16 protein-coding genes and 1 tRNA gene are annotated in these 17,292 nt (G+C 43.9%); 3 read left to right on the plus strand and 14 right to left on the minus strand.

Annotated elements, in window-relative coordinates:
• Position 1: 1 nt before the first annotated feature.
• The 5 genes from V1225_RS13300 to V1225_RS13320 are packed head-to-tail and all read right to left on the minus strand — an operon-like array spanning position 2 to position 4,540.
• On the minus strand, positions 2-499 hold the full coding sequence (locus tag V1225_RS13300) for a TRAP transporter small permease (RefSeq protein ID WP_160201529.1): 498 nt from the start codon (positions 497-499) through the stop codon (positions 2-4).
• A 24-nt stretch (positions 500-523) separates the two neighbouring features.
• Positions 524-1,555 (minus strand): TRAP transporter substrate-binding protein, encoded by a 1,032-nt coding sequence (locus V1225_RS13305; protein WP_338546801.1) that lies wholly within the window; start codon positions 1,553-1,555, stop codon positions 524-526.
• Positions 1,556-1,570: 15 nt separating this feature from the next.
• On the minus strand, positions 1,571-2,428 hold the full coding sequence (locus V1225_RS13310) for an SGNH/GDSL hydrolase family protein (RefSeq protein ID WP_338546802.1): 858 nt from the start codon (positions 2,426-2,428) through the stop codon (positions 1,571-1,573).
• 13 nt (positions 2,429-2,441) lie between these two features.
• Positions 2,442-3,278, minus strand: coding sequence for a hypothetical protein (locus tag V1225_RS13315; RefSeq protein WP_338546804.1), 837 nt, complete (start codon positions 3,276-3,278; stop codon positions 2,442-2,444).
• 29 nt (positions 3,279-3,307) lie between these two features.
• A complete protein-coding gene (locus tag V1225_RS13320; RefSeq protein WP_160201525.1) occupies positions 3,308-4,540 on the minus strand; it encodes a hypothetical protein in 1,233 nt (410 codons plus the stop codon).
• A gap of 209 nt (positions 4,541-4,749) precedes the next feature.
• On the opposite strand from V1225_RS13320, the gene V1225_RS13325 reads away from it, so the two are divergent.
• Complete coding sequence (locus V1225_RS13325; protein WP_160201524.1) at positions 4,750-5,469, plus strand: GntR family transcriptional regulator; 720 nt, start codon at positions 4,750-4,752, stop codon at positions 5,467-5,469.
• 215 nt (positions 5,470-5,684) lie between these two features.
• Here V1225_RS13325 and V1225_RS13330 read toward each other — a convergent pair whose 3' ends face one another.
• The 4 genes from V1225_RS13330 to V1225_RS13345 all read right to left on the minus strand — a co-directional run bounded on the left by V1225_RS13330 (position 5,685) and on the right by V1225_RS13345 (position 8,459).
• Positions 5,685-6,341, minus strand: a complete 657-nt coding sequence (locus tag V1225_RS13330; RefSeq protein ID WP_161880229.1) for a helix-turn-helix transcriptional regulator — start codon at positions 6,339-6,341, stop codon at positions 5,685-5,687.
• The gene (locus V1225_RS13335) at positions 6,322-6,951 is read right to left on the minus strand and encodes a DUF3990 domain-containing protein (RefSeq protein WP_160201585.1); all 630 of its coding nucleotides are present in this window, start codon (positions 6,949-6,951) and stop codon (positions 6,322-6,324) included. Before V1225_RS13335 ends, V1225_RS13330 begins: the two co-directional genes overlap by 20 nt.
• Positions 6,952-7,006: 55 nt before the next feature.
• A tRNA-Ser gene (locus V1225_RS13340) sits at positions 7,007-7,094 on the minus strand.
• A gap of 375 nt (positions 7,095-7,469) precedes the next feature.
• Entirely contained in the window at positions 7,470-8,459 is a 990-nt protein-coding gene (locus V1225_RS13345) for a diacylglycerol kinase family protein (protein ID WP_160201522.1), read from the minus strand.
• Between the two features lie 110 nt (positions 8,460-8,569).
• Between V1225_RS13345 and V1225_RS13350 the strand changes: the two genes are divergently transcribed.
• Positions 8,570-9,679 carry an aminopeptidase gene (locus tag V1225_RS13350; RefSeq protein ID WP_160201521.1) on the plus strand — a complete coding sequence of 370 codons (1,110 nt, stop codon included), beginning with the start codon at positions 8,570-8,572 and terminating at the stop codon, positions 9,677-9,679.
• Positions 9,680-9,750: 71 nt separating this feature from the next.
• On the opposite strand, the gene V1225_RS13355 is transcribed toward V1225_RS13350, so the two are convergent.
• Both V1225_RS13355 and V1225_RS13360 read right to left on the minus strand, forming a co-directional pair.
• The gene (locus V1225_RS13355) at positions 9,751-11,076 is read right to left on the minus strand and encodes a DUF2812 domain-containing protein (protein WP_338546807.1); all 1,326 of its coding nucleotides are present in this window, start codon (positions 11,074-11,076) and stop codon (positions 9,751-9,753) included.
• Between the two features lie 4 nt (positions 11,077-11,080).
• Positions 11,081-11,404 carry a helix-turn-helix transcriptional regulator gene (locus V1225_RS13360; protein WP_160201519.1) on the minus strand — a complete coding sequence of 108 codons (324 nt, stop codon included), beginning with the start codon at positions 11,402-11,404 and terminating at the stop codon, positions 11,081-11,083.
• A 260-nt stretch (positions 11,405-11,664) separates the two neighbouring features.
• Here V1225_RS13360 and V1225_RS13365 point away from each other — a divergent pair, with 260 nt between their 5' ends.
• Positions 11,665-13,047: an ISNCY family transposase gene (locus tag V1225_RS13365; protein ID WP_338546808.1), complete on the plus strand. Its 1,383-nt coding sequence runs from the start codon at positions 11,665-11,667 to the stop codon at positions 13,045-13,047.
• A 452-nt stretch (positions 13,048-13,499) separates the two neighbouring features.
• On the opposite strand, the gene V1225_RS13370 is transcribed toward V1225_RS13365, so the two are convergent.
• The 3 genes from V1225_RS13370 to V1225_RS13380 form a co-directional block, all read right to left on the minus strand.
• Positions 13,500-14,999, minus strand: a complete 1,500-nt coding sequence (locus V1225_RS13370) for a carboxypeptidase M32 (RefSeq protein WP_251613759.1) — start codon at positions 14,997-14,999, stop codon at positions 13,500-13,502.
• Positions 15,000-15,346: 347 nt separating this feature from the next.
• Positions 15,347-16,300: an oligopeptide/dipeptide ABC transporter ATP-binding protein gene (locus V1225_RS13375; protein WP_160201517.1), complete on the minus strand. Its 954-nt coding sequence runs from the start codon at positions 16,298-16,300 to the stop codon at positions 15,347-15,349.
• A 2-nt stretch (positions 16,301-16,302) separates the two neighbouring features.
• Complete coding sequence (locus V1225_RS13380; RefSeq protein WP_251613762.1) at positions 16,303-17,289, minus strand: ABC transporter ATP-binding protein; 987 nt, start codon at positions 17,287-17,289, stop codon at positions 16,303-16,305.
• Positions 17,290-17,292: the final 3 nt, after the last annotated feature.

Genomic DNA, 17,292 nt, shown 5'->3' on the forward strand with positions numbered 1-17,292 from the left:
TTTATGCACCCGCCTTTCCGCAAAGCTTTGCGATGCCAGTGGCTGCCCCATCAACACAGTGAAGCAGTGTCAAAATGCTTCCTACCGGAATCGCCCCATAAACCAGACTCATAGGAAGATGTACCGCCGTACTGGTTAATCCTGAGGCAGATGCCGCATAAGTAATGCCATACTTTGTCAAAATAGCTGCAGTCACTCCTGTTAATATGAAAATAATTGTCTCCTGCAGCGCAATCTGCTTTTCACTTTTCAGCCTCTTTTTTAGAAGGTCAATAGCCGCTCCACTGCCCTCTTTTACTGTCACAGCCGTGGCAAGAAGAATCATCCACACAAATACATATCGCATGGTTTCCTCACTCCATGTGAGGGAATTATTTAAGAATCGGCGGAATATCACCTGCAGGGTGCAAACGATGGCAAGATATGCCATCATTACTGCACAAACTGCTTTGCACGCCTCATTTACTACGTTACTGATTTTATTTAATCCCTTTAACATAGTCTCCGTCCTTTCCGGCAGCGCCTACTTTCTCAGTGAATCGACATAGTCCATAGCCTTGTCATAGAGCTCAGCGCCAATTTTATCGCGATAGCTGTCCAAAATCGGCTGCACTGCTTTACGCATTTCCTCTGTATTTACATCACGGTTTACTACTGCGCCAGCTTTTTCAATTTCAGCAAGCTGAGATTCCACAGATTCCATCTGTGCTTTTCTTGAAGCCTCATTAGCCGCTTTTGCTGCTTCAGAAAAAATTTCTTGCTCTTCAGCAGACAATTTATTCCACAAGTCATCACTGGTACACATATACCATGCTGCAAACATGTGATTGGTCATATCGATGTACTTCGCTGCGGTATAAAGCTGCATGGAATAGATGGAAGAAACCGGAAACTCACAGCCGTCTATGGTACCCTGTTGCAAACCTGTAAACACCTCAGCCCCACCCATCGGTGTTGCATTGGCACCAAGGGCATTAAAAGTATCTGTAAACAAATCCATCGGCGGAACTCTCCACTTCATTCCCTTGAAATCAGCCATTGCCTTAATCGTCTTCTTCGTGTTCAGAGACTGGCGGAATCCTCCGTCCAATATACTCATCACCTTCATTCCTTTGCTCTCCAGACCCTGATTCATTTCTGCTGCAATATCACTGTCAATGAAAGCATTTGCCTGTTCATCATCGTCAAAGAGGAACGGCAGTGCATACAGCTGGTGGGCAGGATTGTACCCACTGATTGCCGCGTTTGAAGTAATTCCCATATCTAAAGTGCCCAGGGTCAGTCCTTCTGCAATTTCCACATCATCACCCAAAACACTGTCACCTTGAATATCAAATGTGATTCTTCCTTCTGTCTTTTCTGTCACTAAATCCGCAAATGTTTTGCAGTATATGTAGACAGGATCTTTTTCGTTATTCGGATGCGGAGTTGCAATAGTAATTTCCATCGCTTTTGCTTCACCATCTGAGCCAGCCGGTTCATCAGAACCGCCGCTGCACGCAGAAAGTCCTAAAATCAAAGTAAGGGTCAATATTGCCGCTAATATTTTCTTCATGATTCTTTCCTCTTTTTATCTTTCTCCAAACATGGTTTCCACTGTGTCCAGTAGAACTTTCATAAAATGCTTTGCAAGAAATTCCTGCGCCTCTTTTGTCAAATGCAATCCGTTTTCTGGAATATTCACATCGCCCTCAAAAGCTTTTAAATTCTCCGTTTGGTCGTTCAATACACAGTCTTTCACTTCTGCAATTTCTCTGATAACGCCGTTAAAAACATCCCAGTCATCAATTCTGTAGGTCCATCTTTTATCACGCACTCCTCTTTCCTGCGCAGGAATGTTACACGGAGTTAGGGTGTGGAGAATCACCTGACTGTCGTATTGTTTCACCATATCGATAATGTAATTCATATCTCTTGCAAATTCTCTCGGACTCACATTATTCTTTGTATAGACGTCCCGGTTTCTTCGCATATCGTTAATGCCCATATAAATCGAGCACAAATCCGGCTTATACCTCAGCACCCGGTTATAAAGGTGTGCCATGGTTTGCGGCACAGTCTCGGCAGTTACTGCTGCGTCGATAACTTCAATTTGCGGATAATACCGGCGCAGTAAATCTGTCACTACATTGACATAGCTCAAATATTCCGATGAAAAGGAGCAGCCGATAATCGCAAAGCGAAAATTTTTTTCAGTCAGAACCTTCTCCATTCTCTCTCCATATTCTGACCTTACAGTTTCCGCCATTTCATCTACCTGGAATTTAAGCGCGCTGATAATATCCTCAATTTCTTTTTCGGTATAATCAAAGCCCTTGGCCAGAAGTGGAATATTATCTTCCATCCACATAACCCCCTGGTCGTAGCTTTTAAATCGGATATTGGTATATGCGTCATAATAGTCGCTGACATTTCCAATCTGTTTCACACTTTCACCTCCTTCAAAGCTGTGCCAGCAGCACCTTTATAAAGCCTCTTGCAATGGCAAATTGCGCTTTTTCTGTCAGTAAAACTCCATTCCCATCTAAAACTACAGGTTTTTCTATCTCACGCAAAACAGCTGCAATATCGTTGAGTGCACACTGATTTTTTTCTGCAATCTGATAAATCAGTCTGTTCCTAATCTCAATTTCGTCATTACTGATTGTCCAGTTCATATGCGCATATGCATGTTCCGCCGCTTTTTGCTCCACTGGAGGCAAAGTGTTTAAAACCACCTTGCTCCCAGTGTGAAGCATAACCTTAGTGAGGTAGTCCACGTTATCTCTAAACTCTTCTCTGGAGGAAATCGTCTTCACGAAAGCATCTTTACCGCAAAAGGCGTCATTGGTTCCAATCAAAATAGAAGTAACCGTAGGTTCCTGAGACACTGCAAGACCGTAAATGTATTGCAGCGACTGATTAGAGGTATCCCCCGTATTTCCTGCAATAGAAAGCTTTATTTCCGGAAACTCTGCGAAAAGCCGCTTCAGAATATTATAGTAGCTCAAACATTCGCTAGTCATCTGATCTCCAATAAAAACAAAGCTGGCTGGACGATTTTTAAGTTTTTCATAAAGCTTCTCGCCAAACTCCTCTTTCAACAACTCGACTTCGTCTTGTAATATCCGATCCATTTCCGAAAAAATCCTTTCCACTTCTTCCAAAGAATACCCATAGATTTCTGCAATCTTTTCGGCGTCATTGTCCAGCGGCACGCAGTGCCTGTATAGCTTCATTCTCGTATTGGTATAGCTGTTAAAAAAGCTCCCCGTATATCTGGCATCTTCTTTTGCCATATTCTTGGACCTCCTTTTTCTTTGAAATTTTAGTCAAGGGGTGGCATTTCCGGTATCCATTTTTCCTGCAACAGTACATCCGGATCTCCGTACTTTGCTGCCTCTTTAATTACCTCCGGATCGTCCAAAATCATTAAGCGTCCATCTTTAATTAAAACTTCCCCATTTACAGTCAGTGTTGGGAAGAACACTTCCATATCTCTGTGTCTATACCACTCATCTTTACCGCCGCCGATTCCAAAGTGCAGTACGCCGGAACGTCTGGTACCGCCAACCCATGCCTGGAAAGTTTCAGAACCCTGATATCGATATTTATAACCCAATCTGAACGCACGAGGATGTACACCGTACATAATTTCTTCTATCCAGTTAATTCCAGGTCCCGGAGATACCCCAAAGGTCGTGCATCTGCCCTCTGCACTGGCATTTTTTCCTTTCTCAAAATCTCTCATCCATTCTTTTGCGACTGCGCCGCCGCCCTCCATTGCTACAATGCGTCCGCCTTTCACGAAGGCTTTCATTTCAGGCACATAACCGGTATGAATAGATGTCGCTACGATTACACCTTCTGCATTGGCGCCATTAGGCTTTGGTTCGTAAGGAATCATGCCTACCTGCTCCGTTCCAAAGGTATTAATCGGATCCTTTCCGTTTTCGTTCTTGATTTCTCCCTTTGTACACATTTTAAAACCTTTTATGGTAATATCTGTTCCCTGCAAATCAGTAATGTGCATAACTGCATGATCCGGGTCACCGCCGATGGCATTTAAAAGATGCTCATGAGCCTTGAAATTCAAATATTTAAGCAAATCGTTCGGATAGGTTGCCCAATCGCTTGTCAGCGCTTCTTTATTAGAAATAGCCACGCTGAGCATTCTCGTATGATATTTGCACCAAAAATCTGTCGGATGCAGTCCGTATTTACTGAATCCTGTGCCGTAAATTCCGTGCATATCGGCATATCCACTTAGATTAATACACAAATCAGCAGCTTTCATTGCCTCTATCAGCACCTCCGGATACGGACCGCAAAGGGTATTGTTGGTGATTTCACTGGAGCAGCAGCCGACTCCTGCCGCCGGAATCGTAATTGCTGTTACATACCCTCCCTCCGATTCGTAAGCAATTCTATATGCATCTACGATTAAAGAATCCGTTGTGGTATCTGCAATCAGCAGCACAGATTCGCCTTCGGTAATAGGGCACGCATTTCTTGCACAGTTCAGCGTGCCTTTCATCATGTCTGAAAGTCTAATTGTCATAATGATCTCCTTCTTCGCTTCTCAGTTTATGTGTTACAATTTTCAAAGAATTTGTAATACAAAGTATATACCACTTCCGAATTCTTGTCAATACATTTTTAATCATTTTTTAATACATTTATAATACACTTCAAAAGAATTGTCTCTTGCATTTTTCTCTTATTTGTATTATAATCGACTATAATAGGACATACTCAGGAGGAAAATTTATGGCTAAAGGGCGTACTACTTTACCCCTATATCTGCAAATCGCAGCTAGGATTAAGAAACATATCGAAGATGAAGAGCTCATGGCAGGTGACCGTCTGCCCTTTGAGAGTTGGTTTATAGAACATTTTAACGTTAGTCGTGTCACAGTCAGAAAGGCTATCGACCATCTCATAGCAGAAGGCGTCATAGAACGTCGTCCTTATCAGGGACTTTATGTATCTCAAAAGGAAATGCAAATGCATTCCGATTCTCCAATTTATTCTTTCGGACTTTCCGACGATGACCCTAATATTACGTCAAAAATCATCTCTTTTGATACACTATCTGCTTCTGATAAGCTGCAACAGATTTTCCAGTACGAACAGGAAGAAAAAACATACTATATCAATATTTTACGATACTATAACGGCAAGCCGTTTACAATTCAGTCTGTTTATCTGAACAAAGAGCTGCTTACGGATCTTGACATTTTTGCTTTAAAAGACAGGCCTCTTTACGAAATCATAGAAAAAGACTACGGACTTAACATCAGCCATCTCAATGTAACCATGTCTATCTCTGTACCTACAGAAGAACAAGCCGAATGGCTCTGCGTATCTCCCCTTGATAATCTTTTGGAGGCGACCGATTCACTGTGTCTTTCCGACAATAGGGTTGTCCGCTATGCGATTTCCCTCTATACCAACGCGATTGACTATAACTATACGGTTTATAAATAAATTTCATTTCACGAAAAAAGCACCTATTGACTACGATAGGTGCTTTCTTATGCTGTGTTTTCATTCCCATAACATTCGGATTTTTTAAGGGAATTAGATGTTTTAAAGGTAAACTGCGAAGGGCCCTCGCTTTAAACTCCTTTATATCAATTTGTTAATCCAATTTGAAATAAGCCAGCCTGTCATTTGCTTTTATCTCAATTTATGTTACACCGTTACTCTTCTGATATAGCAACAGTTTCCAGTAGATCCTCCACTCTGCAGCCCAACGCATTAGCAAGGGAGGCAACCGCCCGTACAGACGCTTTCCCAATCTCCTTCGTGCCAAGTTCATACTGTTGCAGTGTGCGCAGATTAACATCTGACTTTTCGGCAAGTTCTCTTTGTGAGTACCCGCATGTTTTCCTCTGAGCCTGTAGCTTTGTTGTTTGCTTTTTTCGCCGTAATATAGCGTTTACGGTATATAAAAACTTTTCTTCTGCCGCTTCATGGTGCGTGGAGTACATCTTCAGCACCTCAATCATTGAGATATTTGCGTGTATGTCTTTAAACGACTGATCCGTGTACCACTGGTAAAAAGCAAGTATCCAACCACTCCAGTATTCAGCCGATGCGGCGTATTCAATTTGCGCCTCCGGGAAGTTTATAGCAATCCCAGATTTTAAACAGACCTCCATAACAAGTTCGGTTCCTGAAAATCCTGATATAACCTTTGGATTACCTTTGCCAAACTTATCTGCATAACCGCTGGCAATGAACAGTTCCATAAAAGCATCAGCTTTCATTTTGCAGGCGTTTACGGCATAGTCAAAGGCTTCGCCTAAATTGATCATAGCGTCATGCAAATACTGTTCAGTGTAAGCGTGGATCATTTGGCTTTATCTCCTTTCGTATAATATCTCGCATGAAAATCCCATCCAAATCCTCATTTTCCAATTCTTTGTTGTAGGCGTCTCTCGCCTTATTATCTCTCACTTTACGCCTTGCATAATAAAGAGTATTATCCGCAATCTCATAATTAAGAAAACGGATGCTTTCAAATGCTTTTTGAGATTTTAAAACAAACTGCTCACCGAGCTTTCCGAGCTTCATGGCATAACCTAACTGCTTCAGCGATATCTCATTGCTCACAAAAGAGCGGGCAAACGAAAAGTAAGAGTCATCTGCACGATATCCTATAATGACATCATAGGATTGGAACTCCGGAAGAAAATTTTGAATCAAATAGTCTTTTTCTCGTCTTGCAAGAGGGGTTGATAGTCTTGCTTTCCGATGAAGCATCAAAATGGCAAGCCAGTTTAGTATTGTGAAATCATTCGAAGAAAGGTTCAGAATCGCTAAATCAGAGAGATCGATTTCATACCGATTAGCAAAGCCGTCTACATTCTCGCTACAAGCCCATTCTTTAGCAAGCTCAATATGCTCTGTGCAGTAGAAGCCTTTCCCATAATCCTTTACAATTTCGACCTTTCGGCTTCGAATCCCTGACTCTGATTTCCACGAAAAAAGCGCGCCTGCGGCGCGCTTTTATAACACTTGGCGGAGAGTCAGGGATTCGAACCCTGGGTCCGGTTAAGGACACAGCATTTCGAGTGCTGCACGATCGACCACTCTGACAACTCTCCAAAACAGCTTATTTATTCTATCATAAATCCATTTAAGTTTCAACTAAATTCTACGATGCAAACACGGCAAACGCACAAAAACGTTCTATGCCAGCTAACATTGACAAATTTCTTTCACCCCGTGTATTTTTGTCAATAAACCATCAGTGCAGCAGGTCAAAAGCGCTCTTAAATCCCTTCAACTTTGTCAGAATTGACAAAATCCAGAAAATCTGTCAATTTTGTCAAGGTTTTAGGGCAAAAACATTGACTAAATTGACAAAAAATCAAGAGTTTGTCAATCTTGTCAATATTAGAGCGTAAAATATGAACAAATCGGTATTTTAACGCGCATTTATTGACAAAAATACAAAATATCCAAGAATTTGTCAATGTTCAATTTCTGAAAGCTTTTTCGTGCGTTTGTCGTGACGATGCAAAAACCATTGCAGCCTTCGGCACAATGAACCGCAGTCCATTAGGCACGATAGAAAATTCCACTTCTCCCGCAACCTGAATCTCTCCATCTGCACAAAGAATAAAATTTTGCGCCATAGGCGAAATCTTTAAGGCAGTACACTGTTTCACCGTTATAACCTCTTCAATCCCTGGAATTTCTAAATGATTACCCTTCATATAGCTAGGAAACAGTTTGAGAAATTTCAGTCGAGATACATCGTGAATGATATTCAAATCAAAGACGCCGTCTGTCAACGCTGACTGCGGCGATGTTTTCAATCCGCCACCGCAAAAACTTCCGTTGGCAATTGCGCAAAGCAACACTTCACCATCGATATGCACGGCATCGCGTTCAGTTAGATGCAGACAAATCCCCTTCTTTTTGATGAACATGCCAAGCACCGCTAACAGATACGCCATACTGCCGGAAATCATGGGTTTCTTCTTCAGCCGTCCAGCCAGTTCTGCCACGTTGCAGTCAAAACCGATATTAAACATGTTAGCGCAGTACCGCGTTTGCGCTTTTCCGGCAATCACGCCGCTATATCGCATCAAATCCACCTGTGTATCCGCCCCCTCAAACTGTGCCTTGAGGTCGAGAAAACTTCCCGCTTCAGGAAAATTCCGCACAAAATCATTGCCTGTTCCGATAGGCACACAACCTACTGCAATATTGTCAAATCCAAAACTGCCGTTGATCACCTCATTCAAAGTGCCGTCTCCGCCACAAGCGTAAAATCTAGCTTCTTTCCCCTGCAATTCCTGCGAAATTCGGCGAGCAGCAGTCTCACCGTCACCCTCTGCCTTTGTAATATATATCTCATACTGCATAGACAAAGCCTCGGCTGAGGCTTTAATATCCGCAATAAATCGTTCAATCCCTTTCCCCTGACCCGCAACCGGGTTCACAAAGAAATAGCTGATCATTATATGCTCCTTTTATCATAAGTAGTTTTATTTTACGCTAATCTCCTTTTAATTACAAGGGGTTTCGGCTATAATATATCGAAGAAACAAAAAAACAAGGAGGTATCCCGATGGATCCAAGAGACAAAAAATTGGCAGATTTGCTGATCAATTATTCCTGCGATATAAAACCGGACGAAAATATTTTAATCGACTATGAAGGCGCTGCTTGCAAGCCTTTGATCAAGGAGCTGATTCGCAGCACCTACAAAGCCGGCGGCAGACCCTTTATCGCAATTATCGATAGCGAAATCAACCGTGAACTTCTGTTGGAATGCAGCGAAGAACAGGTCAAATTTAAAAACGACTATCTGCTTCACCAGATGAAAGGCATGGACGCTTTTATCGCGGTGCGCGGCGGTGATAACGCCTCCGAAATGGCGGATGTACCTTCCGAAAAACTGAATCTGCACAGCAAACTTATGCAGCCTTTGCAGGACTACCGAGTCAACAAAACTAAATGGTGTATTCTCAGATATCCAAACGCCGCGATGGCACAGCTTGCGGGCACCAGCCAGGAAGCTTTTTCGGAGTTTTTCTACAATGTCTGCACGCTGGACTACGCAAAGATGAGCAAAGCCATGGATCCACTGGTAAACCTTCTAAACAAAACCGACAAAGTCCACATCAAAGGACCTGATACAGATTTGGAATTTTCTATCAAGGGCATCGGCGCTGTCAAGTGCGACGGCAAAGCCAATATTCCTGACGGTGAAGTCTATACCGCTCCTGTCAAGGACTCCATGAACGGCTATATCACTTACAATACCGTCAGTCAGGAGCAGGGCTTTACCTTCGAAAATATTCATTTCGACATCGAAAAAGGTCGCATCGTCAATGCGTCCGCCAACAACACCGAGCGAATCAACAAGCTACTCGACACCGACGAAGGCGCAAGATATTTCGGAGAATTTGCCTTCGGTGTCAATCCTTACGTCCTGCATCCAATGAAGGATACCCTTTTCGATGAAAAAATCGCCGGCAGCTTCCACCTGACGCCGGGCATGTGCTACGAAGATGCGCCAAACGGCAATGAATCCTCCGTTCACTGGGATTTAGTCATGATTCAGCGTCCGGAATATGGCGGCGGCGAAATCTGGCTGGACGACGTCCTCGTGCGCAAAGACGGGCTCTTTGTTCTGCCGGAACTGAAAGGTCTCAACCCTGAAAACCTGAAATAGCCAAAGTTTTAAAAGCCGCAGGGCGTCTGCAAAGGCAAACCATTGCCGAAAAACAGACGCCCCGTATTTTATCATTTTACTGCCAGCAGCTTCTCGCGGATTATTTTTTTCTGACTGTCGCTGAGCGGTATATTCGTATTTATCCAAATCGCTCTGTCACCATATTGAAGAATCCACTTATTCTCTTTGCTGCCGCCTTCACCAACGGAAATATAAGTCTTTCCCCCATGAAATCCCTCATCTTCTATCTCGGAAAATTCCATGAATTCCCTCCGCGATTCTATCATCCACTGCACAAGCTTCCTGGCATTTCCAACATAGACTCTATATGAAAGAAAGTAATTTTCTTCATTGTTCGAAAAATCGTCGCATTCCATATACCGAATAAATGGCGTTCCACCTCTGTCGCAGTACCGGTCCGCATAGGCTGCCGTTTCGATGCCCAAATCTTCCATCGTAAGCGGCAATTCATCCAGGGAAACCATTTGGTAACTACCGTCAACCTGCACATATTCGCCACTCTCTGCGGTTTCTATAATTACACCAGTCACTGCCGAAGTCAGCACCGCCAATCCAATTCCAATCAATAAATAAGTTCCGTAATTCCCCTTCCTCGCTTTGCCAAATCTAGCGCTAAAAAAAGGAAACAGTATGATAAATAGCAGAATCACCGCAAACAGCGCCAACGTTGTTATCATCTCCGTTCGCTTTCCGCTGAAATAGGCGTCCAAAAGCTGTGCGCCCCAAATGCCGCCGAAAATATACAGCAGTATAACCTTATCCAAGATTCGATTCAGCCGTTTCTTCCTATAATCCGGAGACTGACCGTCCGCGACAGCTTTTTTAGCCTTTAAATACCAATGCAGATAACTGCCTGCCAACAACACAAGCACCAGCATAAGAAACGGCATACCGAATACAGCAAGAATTTCTCTGCTGCTCATTAAAGTACCATAATCAAAGTTCAATCTGAAATGCTTCATCCAAAGGCAAGAAAAAAATAAAGCGATAACCGGAAGCCAGAGATTCATCTTCTTTGCTTTGCGGTGAACTGCCGCAAGCTTCAATGCCGGATCTGTATGAATAGGCGTTGCATCTAAATCATCAGTTTCAAAAATCTGAATCTTCCCATCGCTGAACATATGCCGCCAGCCAGCTGATTCACAGTACTCGATAAATCTTGCGTTGTCGTAGTCATTGTCATCGGAATAAACCAGTTCTACACTGACTCTGACTTTCCGCAGCGCACTCCTGCGAAAGCCCAAACTTACGCCCGTCTTGCTAGTCAGCTGCCAGCCCTCAGCCGCTTTTTTCTCAAGAAATTCTGCCAGTGCGTCCAGTTCATTATATTCACAGGCAAAACGTACTGTCATGGTGTTCATGTCTTTCAGTTTCATCTTCTCACCTCTCCTCCTCGTAATACTTTTCAAAATCCGAAACCAGCAGCTGATGCCGCTGATGCTCCTGCAAGAGCCGCTTCTTTCCTTCCTCTGTCATACGATAGCTTCGCTTTCCCCCTGCCACTTTGCCTGTGGTCTCTTCAATCAGACCTTCTTTTTGAAAATCACCAAGAAGCGCGTACAATGTGCCCGGTCCCAGGCGAACGCGTCCGTCAGTCATCACTCTGACAGCCTCCATTACGTCAACGCCGCAAAGTTCCTGCTGGAGCGCAAGGAGTACATAATACATCTGTTCCGTTAAGGTTTTAAATTTTTCCCGCGGCATGATTTCATAATTCCTTTCTCAGTCCCATCTCATCATATCGAATATCGTATCGATATTCGATATGATTGTAGCTACAGTATACACCAGCGATGAAAGTATGTCAACTGATATTGGCACCGTATCCTTAACCTATCTGCTCCAAAAGTGATAATGTCTTAAGAAAGCGCAAGAGAAAATGTCCCAAAAGGATTCCTAAAAAACACATATCATAGTAAACTATCTCTTCGGAGGTGGTTTTTATCAGAAAGGTTGAACTTAGAATGAAAGAACAGAAAAAGTACGAAGTGATTAAAAAGCTAAAAGAAACAAACGGAAACAAGAAAAGAGCTGCCGTCGAGCTAGGCTGTACCGTCCGCCACGTAAACCGAATGCTCAAAGGTTATGAGACGCAGGGAAAAGAATTCTTTTCCCACGGAAACAAAGGCAGAAGACCTGCATCTGCTCTCTCTGAGGAGTTAAAAGAGTCTATCCTGCTTCTCTACCAGAACAAATACTATGATTCGAACCTTACGCATTTCACAGAAAAATTGGCTGAGAATGAAGATATCCGGGTCTCAGAGGGAACCGTCAGAAATCTGCTTTACTCTCATGACATTCTCTCTCCCCTTGCATGGAAACGGACTCGCAGGAAACTCAAAGACAAGCTAAAAACCCAAAAGGATACTGCAACATCAAAGACAGAAAAAGAAAGCCTTCAGACTGCAATCGTTGACCTGGAAGATGCACATCCTACCAGAGCCAGATGTTCCTATGCCGGTGAGATGATTCAAATGGATGCGTCTGTACATCTTTGGTTTGGCGAAAACAAAAGCCATCTGCATGCCGCCATTGACGATGCCACGGGAACCCTTGTCGGCGCATATTTTGACAGCCAGGAAACCTTACATGGATACTACCACGTCTTCCGCCAAATTCTTGAAAATTATGGCATTCCCTATATGTTCTACACTGACCGCAGAACCGTATTTGAATACAAAAAGAAAAATTCTCCAAATTTGGAGAATGATACATTTACGCAGTTTGCTTATGCATGCAAGCAATTCGGTGTCGATTTAAAAACAACCAGTATACCACAAGCCAAGGGCAGAGTTGAACGTCTTTTTAAAACCTTACAATCACGCCTGCCTGTCGAATTACGACTGGCAGGCGTGAAAACCCTGGAGCAGGCAAATGAATTCCTTCACTCCTACATAAAGAAATTCAACGCACAGTTCGCTCTACCCCTTAATCCTACCACGTCTGTATTTGAAACACAACCCTCAAAAGACAAAATCGACCTGTTTCTTTCCTTGCTCACACCCCGTATAGTGGATGCCGGTCATTCCATTCGGTTCAACAACCATCGGTACAAAATGTTGGATGAATCCGGCATGCATACAAACTACTACAAAGGAACGCAGGTGCTGGTAGCGCAGACCCTTAGCGGCAGGCTGTTTTGCAACGTAAACGGGCGAATTTACGCCTTGGAAGAGATTCCGTTGCATGAAGAAGTATCTCGGAATTTCAATACAGAAAAAGAACTTGCAGCAGCGAAGAAGCCAAAGAAGCAAAATATCCCGCCTATGCATCATCCTTGGCGCAAAGATAACTTTATGAAACATGTCTACGCTATGTATGGTAACGAAGCAACCTGGGCTGTTTAACTGCTCACGGTAACCCTTGCTTTTTGGTGCTAATATTGCACTTATTTTTGGACTTTTTCAATTACGGTTGACACTGATATTGGCACCGTATCCTTAACCTAAAATAGAATTTCTTTTAAAAAATGTATAAGAAGATTCCATGCCGCATCTGTCAACTCGGTTTTCATCGCACTTTAGCAATAGTTTAGCTGCGGTTTCAACCAAATTCATTCTCAAAACTTGCATCTGGCGCAAGTTTCAAAGAAATTTTCCTAATGTCTTACATTCTACGCAAGGCAGCTCCCTTAGACGAGTTATCTTCTTATACATTTTTTTAGAAAAATCGAGGTTTAAGTTAAAAAAGCAGTGCATCAGCAAAGACAGGAAACCATAGAAAAAAACCTCAAAAAAGCCCATACGCCCCAAGGATTCCCCCGGAGCGCATGAACCAGTTATTTTACAGGACAACAATCCTATAACGCATATAAATTTTTAAACTTCTTTTCCAGATAATCTATATAATAAGCCGGATTAAATGGCTTTCCGCAGGTCATCTGAATCAGTTCATCCGCTGTGTACAGCATGCCGTGACGATAGATTTTTTCAGTCAGCCACTGACGCACCGGTACGAAGTCGCCTTTTTCGCAACAAGCATCCACATCGACAGCCTCACGCAGCACCGCGTAAATCTGTGCGGAATAGGCTGTTCCCAAAGCGTAGCTCGGGAAGTATCCAAAGGCGCCGCCTGCCCAGTGCGCATCTTGCAACACGCCGCGAGTATCATCCGGCACATCGATGCCCAGATATTCCTTATATAAACGATTCCATTCTGCAGGCAGTTCGCTGACGGAAAGCGTGCCGTCGAACATCCGCTTTTCAATTTCATAACGCACCATAACGTGGAGCGCATAGGTCAGTTCATCTGCGTCAGTACGTATCAAAGATGGTTTTGCCACATTGACAGCCCGATAAAACGCTTCAGCTGTCACATCCTTCATCTGCGCAGGAAACAATTCCTTCACCTTTGGAAAAATCAACTGACAAAACGGCAAACTGCGCCCGATGTAGTTTTCCCAAAGGCGGGACTGCGACTCATGGATTGCCGTGGTAGCTCCTGCTCCCAGTACTGAAAACTGCAGTGCATCGTCTATCGACAATTCATACATACCATGACCGCTTTCATGAATGACGCTGTACAAATTACTAGTCAAATCCTCTTCCAGATATTTGGTCGTAATACGCACATCATTCTTAGAAAACTCAATCGTAAAAGGATGTTCAGTCTCCCGCAGGATGCAGCGTTCTTTGTCAATTCCCATCACATCCATCACATATTCTGACAGTTCCTTCTGTGCTTCTAGATCAAAAGGTCCTGTCAGGAATGAGGTGTCCGGCTGCTGCACCGCGCCTACCGCCTGAATCAGCGGCACCAATTTTTCCCGCAGTGCGTCAAAGAAAGAATCCATCTGTGCTTTGGTCATGCCTTTTTCAAACTCGTTAAGCAACGTATCATATACACCACCGTCCGGGTTGATATACCCCGCGTAGCGTTTTTTCATTGCAATCAGCTTCTCAAGATGCGGCGCGAAAATCGAAAAGTCATTGTTCTTCTTCGCCACTTCCCAGTAGTGATTCGCTTTGGTCTGCGCTTCCTCCATGGCGACAACCTCTTCCTTTGGAACCTTCGCCATCTTCACCTGCTCCTCGTTAAGCTCCTCAACTTCACGGCGCGTCTGAAAATCCAGTTCCTGCCGCTGTCCATACAAATCCTCTAATAAAGTCTTAAACTCCGGATTCACAGTCAGACTGTAAATTTCCCCGCTGAGCACACCTGTCGTTGCACTCATAGACTCTGCCGCACCCGCCGGCATGGATGTAGAAGCATCATAGAACAGAAGGCTGGCAGCATGATTGTATGCCTTCAGCTTTTTTTGATGTTCCTTCAAGGCTTTTACTTTATCATCTAAATTCATTGCTGTTTCCTCCTCTTTCATCGGTTGTGTAAAACCCTTCTTTCTCTGGTTAATTGCACAACTCATCATCGACAAGGTTGTGTAGAATCCCTAGATTTATCCCAATTTTACACAACTTGAACTACAACAGTTCTCTTTTCAAAGAAAAAGTTGTGCAATCTATAGAAAAAGAATATCCGTTGCACAACTATCTTCAGAAATCTTTACTAACATTGGGCTTAATAACGTGGAAGTTGTGCAATTTCATATTTTTCCATTGGTTTTACACAACATAACCAACAAAGAGCTGTGCAAAACCAGAAATAATTCCAAATTCTGCACAACCTTTGTCAAATACGGCAAGTACTTTACGCTTTACAGCATGCAACAAAATGTCCCGGCTCTCTTTCCTCAAACGGAATATCAGCAGCGCGGCATTCATCACTTGCAAACGGGCATCTGTTCGCAAAACGACAGCCCGGTTTCGGATTAATCGGATTGGAAACTTCACCCTTGATAACTTCGATTTTCTTCCCCTTCATCTCGATGCTAGGCACCGGAATCGCAGACAGCAACGCCTTTGTGTACGGATGAATCGGGTTTTTGAACAGTTCCTTAGACGGAGCCAACTCCACGCACTGACCCAGATACATAACAGCAATCTGGTCGGAGATGTGACGTACAACAGAAAGGTCATGGGTAATGAACATATAGGTCAAGTTTCGTTCGTCCTGCAGATCCATCAAAAGGTTCAAAATCTGTGCCTGAATGGATACGTCCAACGCGGAAACCGGTTCATCACAGACGATAAACTTCGGATTTAGCGCTAGGGCTCTTGCCACACCGATTCTCTGGCGGCGACCGCCGTCCAGTTCATGCGGATATGCGCCGGAAAGACGTTCCGCAAGGCCTACGGTTTCCATCAGCTCAGAAACCTTATCAAAAACTTCCGCTCTGCTTCCGCAGGCTTTGTTAATAATCAGTGGTTCTGCAATCAACTCCTGCACACTCATACGTGGATTCAGACTAGAATACGGATCCTGGAAAATCATCTGCATATCCTGCCTGATTTTATGAATCTGTTTATGCTTATAATCCGTAATATCGTTTCCATCAAAGATAATTTTACCGTCGGTCGGCGCATGGAGCTTCAGAACAGTTCTTCCCAGCGTGGACTTTCCGCATCCGGATTCGCCTACAACGCCCAAGGTTTCCCCTTCGTTGATAGACAGCGTAACGCCGTCCACCGCATGAAGCTGTACCCCTTTGGATATATCAAAATACTTCTTGAGGTTTTGTAATTCTATTAACGGTTTTCCCACGGTTATACCTCCTTCGCTAGGTTCTCAAAAAGATGGCATCTAATTTTGTGCGTGCCGGAAACAGCTTCTTCTGGATGAACTTCTCTGCACTGTTCCGTGCACTTTGGACATCTCGGTGAGAAATAGCAGCCGCTTGGCAAGTCGGTCGGATCAGGCATCATACCGTCGATTGGGTGCAGTCTTTCTTCGTCTCCTTCCAGGCTTGGAATTGATCCGAACAACCCTACCGTATACGGATGATGTGCGTCTCCTGTAAAAATGTCTTCCACTGTACCATACTCGATGATTTCACCAGCATACATAACAGCCACCTTATCACAGGTCTGTGCGACAATCCCAAGGTCATGGGTGATCATTATCATCGCCGTATCCAGCTTTTCCTTCAGTTCCTGCATCATAGCCAGTACCTGCGCCTGAATGGTTACATCCAGGGCTGTAGTCGGCTCGTCTGCGATGAGCAGTCCCGGATTGCAGGCAAGGGCAATCGCGATGACAACACGTTGTTTCATCCCACCGGAGAACTGGTGCGGATAATCTTTTTTTCTGGCAGCTGGAATGCCAACCAGCTCCAGTACTTCTTCCACTCGAGCATCAATCACTTCCTTACTTCTGCCCTGATCATCATGGAGCTGCAGAGACTCTGCAATCTGATCCCCTACAGTCAAAACCGGATTCAGCGCCGTCATTGGATCCTGGAAAATCATAGATACCTTCTCGCCGCGGATTTTCTGCATTTCCTTCTCGGAAAGTTCCAGTACGTTTCTACCCTCTAGTTCAATGCTGCCATTTGTAATCTGCGCCGTACGCTCCGGCAGCAGGCGGAGAATGGAAAGTGCCGTCGTCGTTTTTCCTGCGCCGGTTTCTCCCACCAACCCCAGGGTTTCTCCTTTATCCAAATCAAAGGAGATGTTGTTGACTGCATAAACTGTTTCCAAATCCGTCTTATAGATCACTTCCAGGTCCTGCACCTGTAAGAATTTTTCTTTCATCTT

Origin of the sequence: Emergencia sp. JLR.KK010 (assembly GCF_037018265.1) — a bacterium.
In the GTDB taxonomy this organism is placed as follows: Bacteria; Bacillota; Clostridia; order Peptostreptococcales; family Anaerovoracaceae; genus Senimuribacter; species Senimuribacter intestinalis.